Raw genomic sequence first — 19,717 nt, forward strand, 5'->3', positions numbered from 1 at the left:
TTGTTAAACCTGAAAAAGTGAATTAATAAAAAAGATTAAGGCAATAAAGCAATTGAGTATACCACAAATTAATAAGAGCAAAAAGAATTTGAAGGCTGTTTTAAAATAGCCTTGCTTATAAAACAACTTCATTGATAAATAGGTATACAATATGGCATAGGCAATAATAATATTACTAATCCATGAAAATAGCTGCCAATGGCTAAATCCATATAAGCCTTTGAATGCAAAAATTAACAGCGATAAAATAAAAGTGGCAATATATATGTGTACCACTAAAATCAGGTGGTCTACATAAAAATATTGCTTTCTGCGCCCCACATACAATAACTGTAATACCAATGCCACCAACGGCAAGGATACAAACATCATTTGTGGTATAGAATGAGTTACTTTCTCTATAAATTTTTCCCAAAACGCGTTGGAGTTGCCTTCATATTTTTGGTTAACTGCAATAGATTTTTTATTTAATAGAGCTTTAAACCAGCCATCTCTTTTACCCGATGGCAATTGCTTTTGTATAGAATCATAGATTTCAATGGTGGCGGGCAGGCCAGAATCACTAAGATTAACAATGCTTACTTTTGGACTATTCAACTCGTCTGTATGGTACTTGCTTTCCAAAGAATCTGCATCTGCAGATTCCCTCGATTGGATAATAGGACCCGATAACTTGTCCAGCGCCGCAATGGCCTTCTTTAAATTCTCCCTTTCAGCTGAATCGGTAGTTACAGCCAGGGAATCTCTTAGTTTTTGAACGGGTAATTCAATATGATCTTTCGACTCAGCAATTTGTTCTGATAATTGCTCTGGCTTTACTATATAAGAAAAGAAAATGATAAAAAATATGGCCGAAGTAAATACATACATCCGAATGGGATGCAGGTAGGTAGCACGTTTACCCCGCATGTATTCACGGGTTAAAAAGCCAGGTTTCCACAGTAAATACTTTAGTGAGCTAAAAAACTTACCATCAAAATGAAATATATCATACACTAAGTGCGTAGCCAAAGCAAAAAAGCTTTCTTCAATTTCCACATTTTCCTGTCCGCAAATATGGCAAAAACGCCCCTGTACCTCAGCATTACAATTAAGACAGTTCTTTTCTTTTCTTTCTATTAAATGCGACACCTATAAAAATTTAGCTAAAAATACAGAACTCATCCCTTGCAACCATATATACTTTGCAATATGTTTCCGCGTTAATAGCATGCACACATTAAATTTGCATAAAATCATTCAGCATGAAATATAGCGGTCTATTCCTGGTTTTTCTTTGTACATTTTCTTTTTGCCAGGCGCAATACTATTATAACGATATTATTACTACCCAGCAAAACAATAAACAATACATGACGTTAACCATTAACAACACCAAACAGGTTAGCGCAAAAAGTTTTGAAGCCAATAACGAACCCACCAGCGATTTTTTACTTGAGCAAAAAATCACCAATAATAATACCCAAATAACCACTACCACTTCCTACCCATCCACGGGCAAAACCATTTCGGTTTCACTGTATAACAACAATAAAATTGTAAAAACCACCGATAGTGCAGACAATGTAAAAACCACCACTACCTATACCTACAATAATAAAAATATCATTAGTACCAATACCATTACCGAAGATGCTTTTATGGCCAATTCATCGCAGGAAACCCATCAATGGCAATACGAGAATAATGTACCGGTAAAAATGCTGCTGATTAAAAACAGTACCGATACCACCATTATAGAATTTATTAAAGACGAACAAGGTAATATTGCCGAAGAGCATTGGAAAAAGAAAGGCTCAACCATCGAAAAATTTTATTACTACTATAACAACAAACGCCAGCTTACCGATGTGGTACGTTTTAACATAAAAGCCCGCCGGTTGCTGCCAGATTTTTTGTTTGAGTACAATAACGATGGCACTATTGCCCAGTTTACCCAGGTGCCTCAGGGCTCGGATAACTACCTGGTTTGGAAATACCTTTACCTGCCCAATGGCTTAAAAGACAAAGAAATTTGCTTTAATAAAAAGAAGGAAAAAGTAGGCACTATTGAGTATAGCTACAAGTAAAGGCATTTTTATGAGGCCGGCTGTATAACAACAATGCAGCTTTACTTGCGTCGCACACTGCAAGGTTCTGTAATGCTATTTGGCTGTAGGCAGCTGCACAAAGAATCTAACCGTACAAGTGAGTGACACAACAGGTGCTGCATAAAGAATTACTGCCGGCTTAATCAATAATTACCTGCGAATTTATTGCTTGTCTATTTCTACTATTGTGGCCACAGCTGTTTTGTTATTGGTTGCAACCTCAAAATGCATGGTGCCTGCTGCATCTGCGGTAAATTGCACATTGTCTACGCTATAGGATTGTAACGCTTTGTTGATATTATTTACAAAACCATCCGTTTTGGCAGCATTCACCTGCTGGTTGATGTCAAACACATTTAAAGAATCTTTACTTATAATTACAGCCATATAATCTTTATTACCCAATTCATCGGTCATCATACTCATACCCCGCGGAAAAAGCCGGTACCCCGTTATGCCGCAATAAGGTGAAAACTTGGTGCGGGCTGGATCGTTTTTCATGGGGTAAGGGAATAAAATATAACTGCTTCCATCGGTTTCCATACCTAAAACATATACATAACATTCACTGCTGTTTTTTACTTCAATTTTAAATTGCGTGCCTTTTTTGATAGCAGTTGTAGTAGAAAATGTGTTGCCGTTTTTATATTCAAGCGGTATATAGGCTTTGCTGCCATTATCAACCAGCCCAATGCTACATTCCAGGCTATTGGCAGTGGCACTGTTTTCTTTGGGCATAGGGTTTAGTCCGTAGGCTTCACGAACAAAGCGTTTAAAATCGTTATAACGAACAAATGCAACGCCATTTTGCCCCCATTCAGGCCCCCAGCTATTTAATATTTGAAAAGCGCCGCCTTCCATTCTGTCGTCGTAACCAATAACGCACATGGCGTGGCCACCAAAACCCATCATATTATAATCGTCATCGGTAGGATGCCATACATCCTGTCCCATCATATTTTGCATAAAACTGCCGCCTACCATCATACCAATTACTACCGGCACATCTTTAGCCAGGTGCTCTTTAATGGCATAAAGGTCCAGATTGTTCACATTATCGCCCTTGGTTAAGCGGGTAAAACCCAGCATTCTGTATTGTGCAGCTTCCTGTTTTAAGGCAGCAGAAGGCTGCCGGCTGCAATCCTGATCGGTGTAGGGAAACTCGCCAAAAGGCACAGAGCCGGTTTGCGTCATGTTTTCCATGGCACGTATAATATAGCTGCCCTGACAACCATCCAGCCCAATTTGGTTATATAAAAAAGAAGGACTGAATTTAATATTATCTGGATTAGCGCCTGTGGTAGTGGCTTCCAGTATGGTTCTGGCGCCATATGCACTACTCCAGGCAACACAACTACCCTGCTGCCCCTGGTTACCGGGCGAGGGTGCAAAGCGCAAAAGGGACACTATTTCGGGTAAATTGCTTTTGCTCTCGTCTGTGGCTTCATAAATCTGGGCTTTATCAAACTCTTTAGGGTCAAGTACGCCGCCGGTGGCATATTGGGCAGCTGTTTGTTGTAACATACTGCCACAACCATCGCTAAAATAGAGATATCCCCCAACAATCAGCACCAGCACCAACCCTATTGGATTTTTAATAAGGCCAAAAATCAAGGGCAATAGGGCAAAAATGCCACTCCCACCTCCGGGTCTTTGCCCGCCGCCGCCACTATCATTGCCGGAATTATCAAAATTATCATTGGGGTCGTCAACCATTCTTATAGGCATCTCGTATATATTTTATCACTCTAATGTAAACGAAATCAGTTTTTGTTTCACTTTTTAACCAAATAAATAAGCAAAATGCACTACGGAAAAGAATTTAATGTGGCTTTAATTAGAATTAATCTTATAGAAAGGGGGTTACAGTAATTAAAGCAATAATTTTATCCTCTTAACAAAACAAACACCAGTTATGTCCCTAACCAAGTTATATAATCAATTTATATCATACCTATACAAACAAGGTATGTATCATATATTCTTAACCCCCAAAAACCAAATCATGTACAAACACAAACTATCTGATATGAAATTAAAACCTATAGCGATTGCTTTAAGCACCACATTGCTGCTGGGCGCCAATACACAGGCACAGCAATGCAGCAACTTTAAATTAAACAATAGCAGCAACCCCTTAAAAGGTATGGCAGTTTTGTCTGGCCAGGAAAGCCGTCCTTTCTTTGTGGATATTGATGGAGATGGTAACCTGGATTGTTTTGCAGGCGAATACAATACCAAGGGTAATGCAACCGCAAAAATATATTTTTATAAAAATGAAGGCACTAACGTACATCCTTCTTATACAAAGGTAAGTGGTGCTGAAAACCCATTTGAGGATGTAGCTATCCCGGTAGTGTCTATTCCATACTTTTTGGATATTGATAACGATGGCGATAACGACTGTTTTATTGGTGATGGTAATACCGGCGCTATCCGCTTTTATAAAAATATTGGTACTGCTACCAAGCCTCAGTTTGAAAAACAATCTGCTGCCATGAACCCATTGAGCATGGTTAAATTATCTGCAGAAATTATGGCTGAGCCCGCTTTTGCCGATGTAGATAATGATGGCGACCAGGATTGCCTTATTACAGACTTATACGGCAACCAGAACTACTATAAAAATATAGGCACTGCCAAAGAGCCTTCTTTTGAACATATTACTGGTAAAGAAAACCCATTTAGTTTTATTAATGAACTGGAAGGTAATGGCCCCTCTTTTTACGATTGGAATAAAGATGGTTTACAGGATCTGTTTATTGGTACCAAATATTATAAAAATACTGGCACTCAAACCCTGCCTGCTTATACTTTAAGCCAGGATGGACCCAGCTTTGCATCAGAATCTTACCTGTTACCTTTACGTTGGGTAAACCTAAGCAGCAAAACGGCCGTATCTGTAGTATATGGCGGTGCAGCTGGCAACTTTAATTTCCAAACTACCGCCCCTGAAATAAGTGTTTCGCCAAACACACCACAAACCATTAGCAAGGGTAGCGCACTAACTTTACGGGCTCAAAACGTAGCTGGTTACACCTACCAGTGGACAAAAGATGGCCAACCCGTTGCAGGTGCCAATAAAAGCGAATTAATGGTAAAAGATGCAGGTGCCTATAGCGTAGAAGTTACCAGCGCCTGTGGCAATATTGCTTCTGCTGCTGTGCCAGTTGCCTTAAAGGGTAATGGCATAAACGATATAGCTGCCAGCAATAACGATCTTATTAAAGTGCAGGCATATCCAAATCCAACTAAAGATGAGTTTACGGTTACTATCCCTGCAGGTGTAAAAGCCAGTTCAATTCGTGTAATTGATTTACAGGGCAGGAAAGTGTTTACACAAACCATCAGCAGTGGTTCGGTTAAATTTGGCAAGCAATTAAATACAGGAATTTATTTTCTTCAACTGGTAAATGCCGATGCAGTTATACATCAGCAAAAACTGGTTAAGAACTAACAAAATATAGTTTGTAAGTAAAAGCTATCACCTAGGTGGTAGCTTTTTTTATGGCCAAAGCTGAATGCAAATAATTAAGCTAGCTGTAGTAGTACTATTCAGCTGGCGTTGTGTCACTCACTTGTACGGTTGAATACTTTATTCAGCTTTCAACAGCCAAATAGCATTACCGAACCTTGCAGTGTGCGACGCAAGAAAAGCTTCATTTGTTACCTGCTGCCGGGCCCATAAAAATCATTAACAATACTTTTCTTTTCTACATCAAAACAGATTGCTTAATTTTCTATTGAAATTATTCAACTCAATTTCAAAAACTCCCCTTTACATATGATACCCCTGCGCACTCCAATACTGCAAACTATTTGCGGCATGGCCATTTTTGCCATCATGCTAACAGTTATTGCCTGTAACCAAAACAAAACACCCATTCAGGTAAACCCGGCTTTTGACAAGTATATAGAAGCCTATACTTCAGGTGTAATTTCAAAGAAAAACACCTTGCGCATACAGCTTGCAGCAGATGCAGCTGTAACACACACCATGCACGAAAACATACAGGAGGAACTGTTTGCCATATCTCCATCAGTAAAAGGCACGGCCTATTGGATTGATGCCCGCACCATAGAATTTAAACCCAGCGAGGATCTGCAACCAGGCACTACCTATCAGGTAACATTTGCCCTGCATAAAGTAATGGATGTGCCTTCTGAGTTTAAGGAATTTAAGTTTACCATTCAAACCCTGCAACCATCTTTTGATATTGAAGATAATGGCCTGCGCAGCACGGGTAAAGAAACCATGAGTTTAACAGGCAACCTTATTACAGCCGATGTGGAAACATCCAAACAGGTAGAAGCCATTATTAGTGCCAGCTTCAAGGGTAAATCATTGCCCATAAAATGGCAGCATAATGAAACCGATAAAACCCATGCGTTTACCATTGATAACCTGCAAAGGGAAGCCAAAGCCGAACAATTAACCATTACCTGGGATGGAAAACCATTAAATATTGCAAAGAAAGGCGCAAAAAATATTGAAGTGCCTGCTAAAGGAGATTTTAAAGTTTTGGCCATTAAAGCTGTACAAAACGAGGAACAATACACATCGGTACAGTTTAGCGAAAACATTAATACAGCACAAATGCTGGATGGGTTAATTACCATTAGCAATCAGGATGCAATAAGCTTTACCATATTGGGTAGTGAAGTAAGAATATATAGCAATAACAGGCTGGAAGGCGATTTTACCATTAACGCCTATAAGGGCATTGAAAGCCAATGGGGCGATAAACTTGCACTGTCCTATTCAGCCAATATATTTTTTGAGAACCGCCTGCCCGCAGTAAAAATATTTGGCCGGGGTAATATTTTGCCCAACAGCAGTGGTAAACTGGTATTGCCTTTTGAGGCAACCAATTTAAAATCGGTAGATATTTCCATTATAAAAATCTATGAAAATAATATTGCACAGTTTTTACAGAGCAATGATTTAAACGGAGAGGAAAACCTGCGGCGTGTAGGTAAACCTATTGTAGAAACCACCATTGCACTGGACAATGATAAAAGCCTTAATCTACATAAGAAAAACAGGTTTTCGCTGGATATTGATAAATATATTAAAGCAGAACCTGGCGCCATTTACAGGGTATTTATTGGTTTTAGACCACAATACAGCCTGTACACCTGCGATGAAATGAAAAAAGATGAAGACAGTTATTATTATGACTATGAAGATGAGAATGATAGGGTTGATGATGATGCAGATTTTTGGAAACGATATGATGATTATTACCCCTATAGCTATAACTGGGAAGAAAGAGATAACCCCTGCCATTATGCCTATTACAATAAAGAAAGATTTGCCGGCAGAAATATACTGGCTACCAATATGGGATTAACGGCAAAAAGAGGGAACAACAATTCGTTGTTTATTGCTGTAAACAATATTATTACAACCGAGCCATTGGATGGGGTGGATTTGCAGGTATTAGATTATCAGCAACAGGTAATTGGTAAAGCCAGCTCAGATAAAGATGGACTTGCCCTGATTGACATTAAAAGAAAACCTTATTTACTTATTGCCACTAAAGGCAGCGAAAAAAGCTATTTAAAGCTGGATGATGGCAGCAGCCTGCCACTTAGCCGGTTTGAAGTAAATGGCGAAGAAATTAAAAATGGCATTAAAGGTTTCATTTTTGGGGAAAGAGGCGTTTGGAGACCTGGCGACAGCCTGTATCTGAGTTGTATTATTGAGGATATTGATAATAAACTACCTGCCGATCACCCTATTGAAATGGAATTGATAAGCCCCAGGGGGCAATTGTATAAAAGACTGGTACAAACAAATGCCAATAACGGATTTACCGTTTTTAAAACTGCTACCGATGCAGATGCCCCAACAGGTAACTGGATATGCAGGGTAAAAGCCGGCGGGGCAGTATTTGAAAAGAAATTGAAGATAGAAACTGTAATGCCCAACAGGCTAAAGATTGACCTGAATTTTGGCACCCTGAATGCACTTGGCAAAAATGCACAGGTAAACGGTGTGTTAAGTGCCCGCTGGTTATTTGGTGCTACTGCCCAAAGCCTTAAAGCAAGGGTAGATGCCCAGTTGTATAAAAAGAAAACAGTATTCCCTGGTTTTACAGATTATGTATTTGATAATCCCACCAGTGATTTTACTGCCCAATCAAAAACAATTTTTGATGGCAGTTTAAGTGCAGAAGGCTCGGCCCCTATTAACCCCTCTTTTGAAGTGGGCGAACAGGCACCCGGCCAATTACTGGCCAACCTAACAGTAAAAGTATTTGAGCCCGGAGGTAATTTTAGTATAGACAATGTGGCCCTGCCTTTTAATCCTTACAATTCTTATGTAGGTGTGCAGGTACCCGAAGGCGATAAACTATGGGGGTGGCTACAGGCAGGCAAAACACAACGCTTTAATATTGCAGATGTTGATACCAAAGGCTCACCACTACCAGGCAAAACCAGTGTTGAAGTACAATTATATAAAATACAATGGCGTTGGTGGTGGGATAATAGCGGCAACGACCTGAGCAACTTTACCCAGGATAATTATAATAAACTAATTAAAACCCAAACCATTGAACTTACCAATGGGAAAGGCTACTATAACCTTAACCTAAAAGCAGATGAATGGGGCAGGTACCTTATGCTGATAAAAGATGAACGTAGCGGCCATATTACCGGCACCACTTTTTATATTGATGATAATAGCTGGCAGCGTCGCGGAGACAATAACGACCCATCAGCTGCTGCAATGCTTTCCTTTACAGCCGATAAAGAAAAATACAATGTAGGCGAACCAGTACAATTAACCATTCCCAGCAGCAAGGGCGGCCGGGCACTTATTAGCATAGAAACCGGCAGCAAAGTGCTAAAAACCTATTGGATACCCACTGAGCAAGGGCAAACCAAATTTAGCTTTACCACAGAAACAGGCATGGCACCCAATATTTATGTAAATGTGAGCCTGTTACAACCTCATGCCCAAACCATTAACGACCTGCCGATTAGAATGTATGGTGTTATACCTATTAACATTGAGGATAAAAACACCATTTTAAAACCCATTATTAATATGGCTGGCGTTATACGACCGGAACAAAAAAATACTATCACTGTTTCGGAAGCAACCGGTAAAAATATGACCTATGTGGTGGCCATTGTTGATGAAGGATTACTGGATCTTACCCGCTTTAAAACACCAAACCCCCATGATGTATTTTTTGCAAAGGAAGCATTGGGTGTTAAAAGCTGGGATTTGTATGATTATGTAATTGGCGCCTGGGGCGGCGAACTGGAACGCATTCTTACCATTGGTGGTGATGGGGAAGCTGAACTGGCCTCCAAAACCCGAAAAGCAAATCGCTTTGCACCGGTAGTAAAATTTATGGGGCCATTTACTTTAAAAGGCGGCACCAATACTCACGATTTTATCTTACCCGCCTATATGGGCAGTGTACGTACCATGGTAATTGCCAAAGGAGATAAAGCCTATGGTATGGCTGAAAAAAGTGTAGCAGTAAAAAAACCTTTGATGCTAATGGCAACACTTCCCCGTGTGCTGGGACCCGCTGAAGAAGTTAGAATACCTGTTACCATTTTTGCCACAGAAAAAAACATTAAAACCGTTTCCCTCACCATACAAAGCAATCCCTTTATTGAAGCCAGCGGCAGCCAACAGGTAAGTATTTCCAATACAGGCGAGCAAACAGCTTATTTTACAGCTAAAGTAAAACCTGTAACAGGCATTGGTAAAATAAAAATTATTGCCAGCGCCGGCAAAGAGCAAGCCGGTTATGAAGTTGAAATAGATATTCGTAATGCAAACCCATACATTACACAAACTACTGAAGCGGTTTTGCAACCCGGCCAAAGCTGGAAAACCCAGATAAATATGTTGGGCGAAAAAGCGGGCAGCAAAGCCATTGCAGAAGTGTCCAGTATACCCGCCATTAACCTGGAAAAGCGGTTGGATTATTTAATACAATACCCCCATGGCTGTATTGAGCAAACCACCTCTTCTGTATTTCCGCAGTTGGTGCTTTACAGGTTAATGGATCTTAGCGCCCAGCGCAAAGCCACCATCGATCGAAATATAAGGGCGGCCATACAAAAAATTCAAAACTTCCAAACCACCGATGGTGGATTTAGCTACTGGCCAGGCGATGCAGAAAGCGATGATTGGGGCAGCAATTATGCCGGCCACTTTTTACTGGAAGCATCGGCCAGGGGATATACCGTATCGGCCGCGCTGCTGCAACAATGGAAATCCTATCAACGCAATAAAGCCAGCGCCTGGAATATGACAACTGCGCCATGGTATGGCAGCGATCTTACACAGGCTTACCGCCTGTATTTACTGGCATTAGCAAAATCACCCGATTTGGGCGCCATGAACCGCCTTAAAGAATTTAAATTTATTAGTCCCGAAGCTAAATGGAGGCTGGCAGCCGCCTACCAGTTAATGGGCCAATCGCAGGTGGCATTGCAGTTAATAAGTAAGTTGCCGGTAACTTTTGCTGAGCGGGCTAACGCAGGTATGAGCTATGGCAGTAACCTGCGCGATGAAGCCATGGTATTGGAAACACTTACCCTTATGAACCGCCGCACCGAAGCAGGAGAACTGGCAAAAACCATTGCCGCTTCACTGGCACAGGAAAGCTGGTACAGCACCCAAACAACCGCCTATGCTTTAATGGCCATTGCCAAATACAATGGTGCCAATACCAACGGACAAAAAATAAACTTTACCGGCACCATCAATACACAAAACATAAGCACCAGTTCCGCTGCGGTACTAACGCAAACACCGGTAATCTGGCAAAATGGTAAAGCCAATATACAGCTAACCAATACAGGCCAAAATGTGCTGTATATCAGGCTTATTAATCAGGGTCAGCCGGTTACCACACAAAGTATTCCGGTAAAAAATAACCCGGCCATATTACAGGTTAACGCCAGCTATCAAACTGCAAACGGTAAAACAATCGACCCAGCAAATATTAAACAGGGCACCGATTTTATTGCCAAAGTAACCATTAAAAATCCCGGACAAAGAGGCGCTTATACACAAATGGCGCTAACGCAAATTTTTCCTGGTGGCTGGGAAATTCTAAATACCCGTTTATACAATAGCGAAGGCGCATTTAAATCTTCGGCCAGTGATTATATGGATATTCGCGACGACCGTGTGTATCATTATTTTAATATTAATGCAGGCGAAACACTTACCTATTATGTGCAATTAAATGCCGCTTACCCGGGCAAATATTACTGGCCTGGCGTATTTGCCGAAGCCATGTATAATCAAAGCATAAATGGAGGGGTGGCAGGCAAATGGGTGCAGGTGCTGGAGTAATTTATGCAATCATTTAAGCCGGGCCGCAATGCCAATACAAAGGTTTTGTAGCCCGGCTGTAGTTATACTATATAACCCGGTTGCGTCGCACACTTCGGGGGTTGGTTCGCTATGGGGCAGGGTAACAACAGGGAATTAATTACACACACTATTTACTGGTGTATTTCATCTGCTGCCACAAGGCAGGAACCCCGAACCGAGCGTGGCAAGTAAAGCCCAATTATTAACTGTATAGCTGGGTACATAATAAACAGGAATGAAAAACAGGTGGTTAACCTTTATTAAGGAACGCAATACATTATGGCGTATAAAATGGGCAGTGGTGCTGGTATGCCTTTGTGTATTTGCGCTGTCGCTACCCGCAAAACTATTTGTATCGCCTACCAGCTTTGTTATTGCCGATAAAGATGGCCATTTATTAAACGCCTCCATTGCGGCAGATGGTCAGTGGCGCTTTCCTTATCAGGAAAAGGTGCCCGAAAAATTTGTACAATGCCTGATTACTTTTGAGGACAAACGCTTTTTTTATCACCCCGGTGTAGACCCCATTGCCATAGGCCGGGCATTGCTGCAAAACATTCAACACAGCAATGTGGTAAGCGGTGGTAGTACCATCAGTATGCAGCTAATGCGTATGCAACAGCAGCATAGCAGCCGCACCGTTTTTAACAAATTTACCGAAGCTATTCTGGCGCTAAGACTTGAATTTAGCTATACCAAAAACCAAATACTGGCACTGTATGCGGCCAATGCCCCATTTGGCAGTAATGTGGTGGGCCTACAGGCCGCTGCCTGGCGCTACTATGGCCGCAGCGCCAATGAACTTAGCTGGGGCGAAACTGCCGCACTGGCCGTACTACCAAATGCCCCATCGTTGGTGCACCCGGGTAAAAACCGTGGCTTGTTGTTACAAAAAAGAAATGCCCTGTTGCAAAAGTTAGTAGCCAATCATACCATTGATAGTGAAACGGCGGCACTTGCCGCATTAGAGCCATTACCAGGTGCACCCAAACCCCTGCCGCAATTGGCACCGCACCTGCTAAACCGGTTTAAGAAAGATTATGCCAGCAAAAAAATTACCACACCCAATGGCGCCACCAGTATACAAACTACTATAAACAGCAGCTTGCAACAGGCGCTTAATACCATGGTTTTGCAATACCATAATCAGCTAAAAGGCAATCAGATAAATAATGCCGCCGCTATGGTGGTAGAAATAGAAACGGGCCATATATTGGCCTATACCGGCAATGTATATTTACCACAAAATGCAGCCCTGCAAAGCAATGTGGATGTGCTGGCTTCCAAACGCAGCCCCGGCAGCACTTTAAAGCCCTTGCTGTATGCCTCGCTGCTTACTGAAGGCAGTATATTACCTGCCCAGTTAATACCCGATATTCCCACACAAATTGGTGGTTATACCCCACAAAATTTCGATTTGGGTTATGATGGGGCCGTGCCTGCCAACAGGGCATTATCCCGCAGTTTAAATATACCTGCGGTAAGAATGTTGCAACAATATAAATATCAAAAGTTTTACGATGTACTGCAGCGCTGCGGTTTTACTACCGTTCAACAGCCCGCCGATTTTTATGGCATGAGCCTGATACTGGGCGGCTGCGAAATTTCACCATACGAGCTGGCAGGTGTATACAGCAGCATGGCACGCATGTACAACCACGAACAAGCCAATAAAGAACAATGGAATACGGCCCAATGGTTTATGCCTGTGTATATGCCCGCCACAACCACACCTGCCAGTAATTTTACCACGCCCCTGTTTAATTATACCGCGTTATGGCATACGTTTAATGCCATGAACGAAGTAATGCGCCCCGGCGAGGAAGGCCTGTGGGGGTTATTCTCCTCCGCACAGCGCATTGCCTGGAAAACCGGCACCAGCTTTGGTTTCAGGGATGGATGGGCGGTGGGCATTACCCCCAAATATTGTGTGGTGGTTTGGGTGGGTAATACAACCGGCGAGGGCCGGCCCGAGTTAACAGGTATAAATACCGCTGCCCCCCTGCTTTTTGATATTTTCAGGCAATTGCCAAGGTCGCCCTGGTTTCATGTACCGGTGGATGGGTTTATGTACCTGCCCGTTTGCCTTGCCAGTGGTTATAAAGCCGGTCCAGACTGCACCTTGGTAGATACCGTTATGGTGAGTAGTAGTGCGGTAAAAGCACCGCTTTGCCCCTACCATAAAATAATACAGGTAGATAAAACTGGCCTGTACAGGGTAACTGCCAACTGTGTTTCGCCGGAAGATATGCAACAACAAAGCTGGTTTATTTTGCCACCGGCCATGGAATATTATTACAAACAAAAACATGCCGACTATAAAACCCTGCCCCCCTTTATGCCAGGTTGCGTCAACGAAAGTATACGCCCCATGGATATTATTTACCCCGAGGAAGATGCTAAAATATATATACCGCTGGAGCTGAGTGGCCAGCGCGGCAAAACCGTATTTACTGCCACCCACCGCAATGCCGGTGCCAAATTATTCTGGCACCTGGATGATGCATTTATTGGCAGCACCACCCGCTTTCATCAAATGGCGGTAAGTCCGGAGCCGGGCAAACATGTGTTACGGGTAATAGACCAAAACGGCGAATCTGTAACCCGGCAATTTGAAATACTGGAAAAAGAAAAGCAATAACCCGGATTGTATGGTATTATTAGCCCGGCCTTAGCTCATCAATGGGGCACCGCTTGCGTCGCACTCTTGTACGGTTGGATACTTTATTGGGCTCTAAATGGGGATAAAAGTAGCAGTATTTTATGGGTACCAAATAAGGCAAAAAGGCCATAATAAATATAAGAGATATTAGTAAGGCGGCTAATTACTTACAACAAAGAATCAATAGACCATATTTTTAACCCCAAAAATGGGTGCAGCCAGATTAAATAACTTACATGTTATTGAGATAGGATTAAAAAGCAGGCTAATTAAAATTGTTGCAGAACTTACAGCTACGCCTTCATTATGATTTTTCCGCCCACTCTCTAAATTCAGGCACACGCTCCCTGCTTATGATCATATCGTCAGATTTATGACCATCTTTAAGGTATAACATAAGCCTGCTGTTATAATAGGGTTTTACCTGTGCAATGCTGTCAATAGATACAATTACTTTTCTGTTAAGTCTAAAAAAACGACGCGGATGTAATAATGTTTCCAATTTCTCCAACGTATAATCGATTGGCAATTTATTTCCCTGCTTGTCAATTATATAAACAACCTTATCAGCTGCACGGAAATAAACAATGTCACTAGTTTTTACAAATACCAGTTTTTGCCCCACCTTCGCCAAAAATCTTTCTTTGTATTGTTCTCCTGAAAAATCTTTTAAAGCGGTAAACAGGTTGCTATAGTCTACATTAATATTTGTTATTAATCTGAATTTATCTAATGCAGTTTTCAGGTTTTCGAAGCTTACAGGCTTTAATAAATAATCTATACTAAAATAACGAAAAGCTTCGAGTGCATAAGAGTTATATGCCGTTGTAAAAATCACAGGTTTTTTAAAGTTGGTACGTTTTAATATCTCAAAACTAAAACCATCTGCAAGTTGAATGTCCAGCAGTAAAATATCAGGATGTTCGTGTTGCTGCAGCCATGCTACAGATTCTTCAATGCTATCCAGGCAACCTAAAACCTGTATAGAACTATCATAATCATTTAGTAGTATTTGCAATCGTTGTGCAGCTACTGCTTCATCTTCAATTATTAATACTTTCATGGTTATTTATTTCTAGTAATGGCAGGGTTACAGTAAACGTATTCCCATCTTTCTCAACATTAATATCTCTATTAGCAGTAAGCAAGTAACGTTTACGTATATTATTTAATCCAATCCTGGAAGTGGGTCCGGTATCTTGCCTGGGTTGTAGTTTGTTTATTACAGAAATTGTTTTGTTGCCATTTGCGTAAATCTTTATTAATAAAGGCTTTTTCTTTGACAGCACATTGTGTTTAATAGCATTTTCTACCAACATTTGCAGTGCCACTGGCACTACATAATGATTAGCATATTTTTCCGGGATATCAATTTCAACCTGCAAAGCCTCCGGGAATCTTTGTTTTAACAGAAAAAAATAAGGTTCAAGAAAACTCACTTCTTTATTTAATTCAATTAGTTCCTTATTCTGATTGGTAAGAATATGCATGTATACCTTTGAAAAAGCCTCAATAAAATCGTTTGCCAAATTGCTATGCTGCATAACAAGGCCTGAAAGAACGTTTAAATTATTAAATAGAAAATGAGGGTTTATTTGTTGTTTAATAGCCGATAATTCAGCCTGTGCATGCCTGCGTTTCAGCTCCTCAGCCTCTAACTCCTTAGCTTTCAACTCGGTTTGATATACCACAACCAGGTTTAATAAATGAAATAGCAGATTTATTAAAGAAGTGTATATCAATGTAAGCTTTAACGGGTTTTGTATAGAAGATTGCTCCTCATGTAAAACCTGTTTTGCAAATAGTAAATCGATACTTATTGTAGTTAAATAGGCTAACAGCAGACCTGTAAAAAAGAAAAGCGCCGTTCTTCGTTTAATTTTTTCGTTGCCAGGAAAGATTTTATCAAATATTGTAGCAATCAGCCTGTTTATTTCCCATGTAAAAAAAGTAATCAATAGTATTATTGCAAAAGAATAATACCAGTGAATATTTATTTGGAAATAATTATACACCTGACATAATTCTGTACAAACGTAGGTGTACAATGCCAGTAGCAAAATAAACAAATACCGGTATTTGTGATTAAAAAACATAGTATAAAAACATAGTTTATGGCCCCTTTGTTCGGGGGCCATAAACTATTTAGTTTTAAGGTAACAATACCTGATCTATTACATGAATAACACCATTGGTGGCTACAATATTTGCACTTACAATTTCAGAAGCGGAAGTATTCTCAGCTCCCTTTACTTTAGCACCTGATGAAAGATCTATTAAAACGGTTCCACCATTCAGGGTGGCTGGTGTTGCGCCGTTTGTTAAATCAGAAGAAAAAATTCTGCCACTAATTACATGGTAAGTAAGTATTGAAGCAAGTACATCTGGTTCTTCAGCCTCAATATCTGCAATTGTAACATAACCAGCATCTATAAACGCCTGGTTAACAGGTGCAAAAACGGTATAAGGGCCAGGTCCTGATAATACAGCAGCCACGTTTGTAGTACCTTCACTGGCACGGGTTATCGCTGCAACCAAATAAGTAAAATCAGCATTGGCCAATGCAGTTTCAACTATATTACCCGATGGCGGCATCAATACACTCCCAATAACATGCACTACGCCATTAGAAGCTTCTACATCTGCTGTAACTACTTTAACCCCATTAACAAAAACACCACTACTATTTTTTGTAGTATACACAACCCCTCCGCTTAAAACAGGAACAGAAGCATTTGGACCTGCTGGTACATCTTTGGCAAATACAGCACCCGAGATAATGTGATAAGTAAGAATTCCGGCAAGGGTAGTTGGGTCAGCAGCTTCTACTGCGGCCTTTGTTGCATATCCCGCAGCCCTGAATGCGTTATTAGTGGGCGCAAATACAGTTAGTGCCCCTGGTGCGGCCAACTCGTCAGCAAGTCCGGCGGTAGTTGCAGCCGCCAACAAAAAAGAAAAACTCGTATCCGAAGATGCTATTTCGGCAATGGTAGGTTTTACAGGTTGTGGTTGCGGATCTTCGTCCTTTTTACAACTTACACTTAGTAAAATAACTACACATGCAAACAAAAGAGACTTTAAAATTGATGATGATTTCATAAAATGCTTTTCTTTTTATAACACAGTCCCGGCATCATTTCAATAGGCAATAGAATGAATTGTAGCATTTTTAGCGTGAAGCAGCAAAATACCTAACCGAAAAAAACAATTCCCATGCTATAGGTCTTCTTAGTTTAACGGGCGTATCTGTTTTAGGTAGTTATTGCAACACACATTTTTTAGCAATGTGCTATTTACTATAACACTATATTGGTTTAACAGCTTTCATTAACCCGGCAATGCACAAAAAGCGGCTTTACTTGCGTCGCACTCTTGTACGGTTAGATACTTTATTGGGCTTTTATGGGTTGTATAAATTAAATCAATGGCTATAGAACGGGGTGCCAGCCAAAAAGTCGCCGTCCAAATGTAGATAGTCGCCGTCCAAATGGCAATAGTAGCTGTCCAGATGACAATAGCTTCCATCCAAATGGCAATAGCCCCCATCCAAATGGTAATAGTGGCCGTCCAAATGGCATTTGCTTCCATTCAGATGGCAATACTCGCTAGTTAGATGATTATTCACCCTTTTACACACCAAAATGGGAAGTATCAGGTATTTTTCAAATAAGCGAGTTGGTAGTAAAAAAGAATTTAATCCCTGGCTGCATTTTATGGCGACAGGTAAGAAGGCGAAGAAAACCGTACAATCATCTGGTAAAAAATAGACGCACCATCTATTTTAAAACCGCACTTTAGATGCATTGATTATCAATAGCTGATTTATTTGGCATGGCTGTTTAGTTCGTCTATTTTTGAGTTGCCTGAAAGCGTACTGCAACACCCTACAACATCAACCATGATATACGAATTAGAGAAAAGAATATGGACTGACAAAGACTTCGAGAATATGGGTTGGCACGACAGCCAAATCTATAAAATCCGTTTGACAGAGGATTTAGAATTGGACATCGACTACATTTTACGATGGAATAAGCCAGACCTTGAAGGGCTTCCCTTTACATTTTGGGTTGCACCAGCTACTTTAGTTTTCAAAAAAATAAAAGACCTAAGTTTTGATTTCGCCACAGGATTAGAGGACGCATTTGAAATTGAAGACATTGAAAGGCCGAACAGCGAAAATCAAAATCACTGGACAATTATAACTCGACAGGGAGATTTTCAATTTATTTGTGACGGTTTTGAACAATTTATCAGGCAAGACCCATTCTTTGAATTTGGACAAACAATTTCTTACAGCAAACGCAACGGCTATTGTCTTGAAAGGACAACTAATCAAGAAAATCCAATTAGAAACAGAGAAGATATTCTAGAGCAGAGAGAAAAAGAATTAGAGCATTACGAAAACGTAAAAAAAAGACATCTTAAAAATCAAGAGTTGACACAACTAACTAAGTTGAGAGAAAATAATGAAGTTGATACTAAGACTTACCTCATAAAAAAAAAGGAAATAAACGACCTTATCTTTTCTTACAGCAATTTTCTCAAAGGGACACAATTTGAAAGTTGGGGCAGTTCCGCCGGGTAAAACGCCAGCAGGCAACAAACGGTTTTGGGCAAGTGTGGCTGGACAAACAAATTTCATCTAACTGCATCTCCGGTCTTCAGTTCTGGCAGGACGTTCAATTTTGGGCTTTAGTTCTTAACTTCATCTAAACAAAATAATCAACTTCGGTACCGGGCGGACAGTTGGAAAATAACACACCAGCCCAAAGCCGCCGACGTTAGCTGCGATTATTTATGCAAAATTGTTATAATTGCATCTTAGGACAAAAGCCTTTATGTTTAGACTTGTTTTGCTTGTATATACTGCTTACTTCTTTTCTTGTACTGACATTAGACAAAAGCCAATTGTAAGCAAGCCGCTAAAAGACACATCACTTCAGATTGTTACGACAGGTATTCCAGACTTGGAAGCGATTACCCAAATGAACTTTCTTGCAAAAAGATATGGATTTAGATATTATCCGATTGGCTGCGTTGTAACAACATCAAAAATGGACAGTATTTTCAAAGTTAACAATGCTGTCTATAAAATTTTAGAAGCAAGATTTGGTAAAGGATGGAAAACAAATCTTTATTCACAATTGGACACAGCAAATCAAGTTCGACAACAAGCTGACAGTATAATCAATTCAAAGACTCGCGATGATGAAAAACCATACTTTTATTACTTAGTGATTCCTGACTTAACAAAAAATAAATTTCAGGTAAAAGTATATAGTACGGACTTTTTAAATAACAAATCAGAACTAATGGTTCATTATATTATGAGAATTACATTGGGACAAGAAGTAAAAGTTGACATTTCAAAGACCTTTGAGAAATTATAATCGCAGCTAGTCGAGTAAGCAAAGGGGATTTCTCCTTTTTCTTAATATAGAACCTTACGTGCAACTTATGGATTTGATTTATTAGAAACAATTCCCCTTTGATAAAAGCTGCATAGTATTACCCGCCGTACAAGTGTGCGACGCAAGGAAAGTTGATTAGCTATTCTTTTGCCGGGCCAATAATTGAAGGGGAAAAAATACACTATGCTAG

Annotated in this window: 12 protein-coding genes; 6 read left to right on the forward strand and 6 right to left on the reverse strand. The window is 40.4% G+C overall.

Going from position 1 to position 19,717, the window contains the following annotated elements; all coding sequences use genetic code 11:
* Positions 1–3: 3 nt before the first annotated feature.
* Positions 4–1,131, reverse strand: a complete 1,128-nt coding sequence (locus GD597_RS01805) for a DUF3667 domain-containing protein (RefSeq protein WP_171606074.1) — start codon at positions 1,129–1,131, stop codon at positions 4–6.
* A 113-nt stretch (positions 1,132–1,244) separates the two neighbouring features.
* Between GD597_RS01805 and GD597_RS01810 the strand changes: the two genes are divergently transcribed.
* Positions 1,245–2,069, forward strand: coding sequence for a hypothetical protein (locus GD597_RS01810; RefSeq protein ID WP_171606075.1), 825 nt, complete (start codon positions 1,245–1,247; stop codon positions 2,067–2,069).
* Between the two features lie 183 nt (positions 2,070–2,252).
* Here the strand turns inward: GD597_RS01810 and GD597_RS01815 are convergent, their stop codons facing one another.
* Positions 2,253–3,818, reverse strand: coding sequence for a C1 family peptidase (locus tag GD597_RS01815; protein WP_171606076.1), 1,566 nt, complete (start codon positions 3,816–3,818; stop codon positions 2,253–2,255).
* 301 nt (positions 3,819–4,119) lie between these two features.
* Between GD597_RS01815 and GD597_RS01820 the strand changes: the two genes are divergently transcribed.
* From GD597_RS01820 to pbpC, 3 genes are all read left to right on the forward strand, one after another.
* Positions 4,120–5,547 (forward strand): FG-GAP-like repeat-containing protein, encoded by a 1,428-nt coding sequence (locus GD597_RS01820; protein ID WP_171606077.1) that lies wholly within the window; start codon positions 4,120–4,122, stop codon positions 5,545–5,547.
* Positions 5,548–5,874: 327 nt separating this feature from the next.
* Complete coding sequence (locus GD597_RS01825) at positions 5,875–11,430, forward strand: Ig-like domain-containing alpha-2-macroglobulin family protein (RefSeq protein WP_171606078.1); 5,556 nt, start codon at positions 5,875–5,877, stop codon at positions 11,428–11,430.
* A gap of 256 nt (positions 11,431–11,686) precedes the next feature.
* Positions 11,687–14,092, forward strand: a complete 2,406-nt coding sequence (gene pbpC, locus GD597_RS01830; RefSeq protein WP_171606079.1) for a penicillin-binding protein 1C — start codon at positions 11,687–11,689, stop codon at positions 14,090–14,092.
* 325 nt (positions 14,093–14,417) lie between these two features.
* On the opposite strand, the gene GD597_RS01835 is transcribed toward pbpC, so the two are convergent.
* The 4 genes from GD597_RS01835 to GD597_RS01850 form a co-directional block, all read right to left on the reverse strand.
* Positions 14,418–15,176, reverse strand: coding sequence for a LytR/AlgR family response regulator transcription factor (locus GD597_RS01835; protein ID WP_171606080.1), 759 nt, complete (start codon positions 15,174–15,176; stop codon positions 14,418–14,420).
* Positions 15,157–16,251 carry a sensor histidine kinase gene (locus GD597_RS01840; RefSeq protein WP_171606081.1) on the reverse strand — a complete coding sequence of 365 codons (1,095 nt, stop codon included), beginning with the start codon at positions 16,249–16,251 and terminating at the stop codon, positions 15,157–15,159. The genes GD597_RS01835 and GD597_RS01840 overlap by 20 nt, the downstream gene beginning before the upstream one ends.
* Before the next feature lie 13 nt (positions 16,252–16,264).
* Positions 16,265–17,212 carry a fasciclin domain-containing protein gene (locus GD597_RS01845; protein WP_171606082.1) on the reverse strand — a complete coding sequence of 316 codons (948 nt, stop codon included), beginning with the start codon at positions 17,210–17,212 and terminating at the stop codon, positions 16,265–16,267.
* A gap of 228 nt (positions 17,213–17,440) precedes the next feature.
* Positions 17,441–17,701, reverse strand: coding sequence for a hypothetical protein (locus GD597_RS01850; protein WP_171606083.1), 261 nt, complete (start codon positions 17,699–17,701; stop codon positions 17,441–17,443).
* Positions 17,702–18,011: 310 nt separating this feature from the next.
* Here GD597_RS01850 and GD597_RS01855 point away from each other — a divergent pair, with 310 nt between their 5' ends.
* Complete coding sequence (locus tag GD597_RS01855; protein ID WP_171606084.1) at positions 18,012–18,701, forward strand: hypothetical protein; 690 nt, start codon at positions 18,012–18,014, stop codon at positions 18,699–18,701.
* A gap of 253 nt (positions 18,702–18,954) precedes the next feature.
* A complete protein-coding gene (locus GD597_RS01860) occupies positions 18,955–19,506 on the forward strand; it encodes an FEKKY domain-containing protein (RefSeq protein WP_171606085.1) in 552 nt (183 codons plus the stop codon).
* Positions 19,507–19,717 lie beyond the last annotated feature (211 nt).

This window comes from Limnovirga soli, assembly GCF_013106755.1.
Lineage (GTDB): Bacteria > Bacteroidota > Bacteroidia > Chitinophagales > Chitinophagaceae > Limnovirga > Limnovirga soli.

Bases quoted from the DNA above. Each gene is read 5' to 3' on its own strand.
- GD597_RS01820 (WP_171606077.1), top strand. From the start codon at position 4,120: ATGAAATTAAAACCTATAGCGATTGCTTTAAGCACCACATTGCTGCTG.
- GD597_RS01840 (WP_171606081.1), bottom strand. From the start codon at position 16,251: ATGGCCCCCGAACAAAGGGGCCATAAACTATGTTTTTATACTATGTTT.
- GD597_RS01845 (WP_171606082.1), bottom strand. From the start codon at position 17,212: ATGAAATCATCATCAATTTTAAAGTCTCTTTTGTTTGCATGTGTAGTT.
- pbpC (WP_171606079.1), top strand. From the start codon at position 11,687: ATGAAAAACAGGTGGTTAACCTTTATTAAGGAACGCAATACATTATGG.
- GD597_RS01860 (WP_171606085.1), top strand. From the start codon at position 18,955: ATGTTTAGACTTGTTTTGCTTGTATATACTGCTTACTTCTTTTCTTGT.
- GD597_RS01850 (WP_171606083.1), bottom strand. From the start codon at position 17,701: ATGGAAGCAAATGCCATTTGGACGGCCACTATTACCATTTGGATGGGG.
- GD597_RS01825 (WP_171606078.1), top strand. From the start codon at position 5,875: ATGATACCCCTGCGCACTCCAATACTGCAAACTATTTGCGGCATGGCC.
- GD597_RS01855 (WP_171606084.1), top strand. From the start codon at position 18,012: ATGATATACGAATTAGAGAAAAGAATATGGACTGACAAAGACTTCGAG.
- GD597_RS01835 (WP_171606080.1), bottom strand. From the start codon at position 15,176: ATGAAAGTATTAATAATTGAAGATGAAGCAGTAGCTGCACAACGATTG.
- GD597_RS01810 (WP_171606075.1), top strand. From the start codon at position 1,245: ATGAAATATAGCGGTCTATTCCTGGTTTTTCTTTGTACATTTTCTTTT.
- GD597_RS01815 (WP_171606076.1), bottom strand. From the start codon at position 3,818: ATGCCTATAAGAATGGTTGACGACCCCAATGATAATTTTGATAATTCC.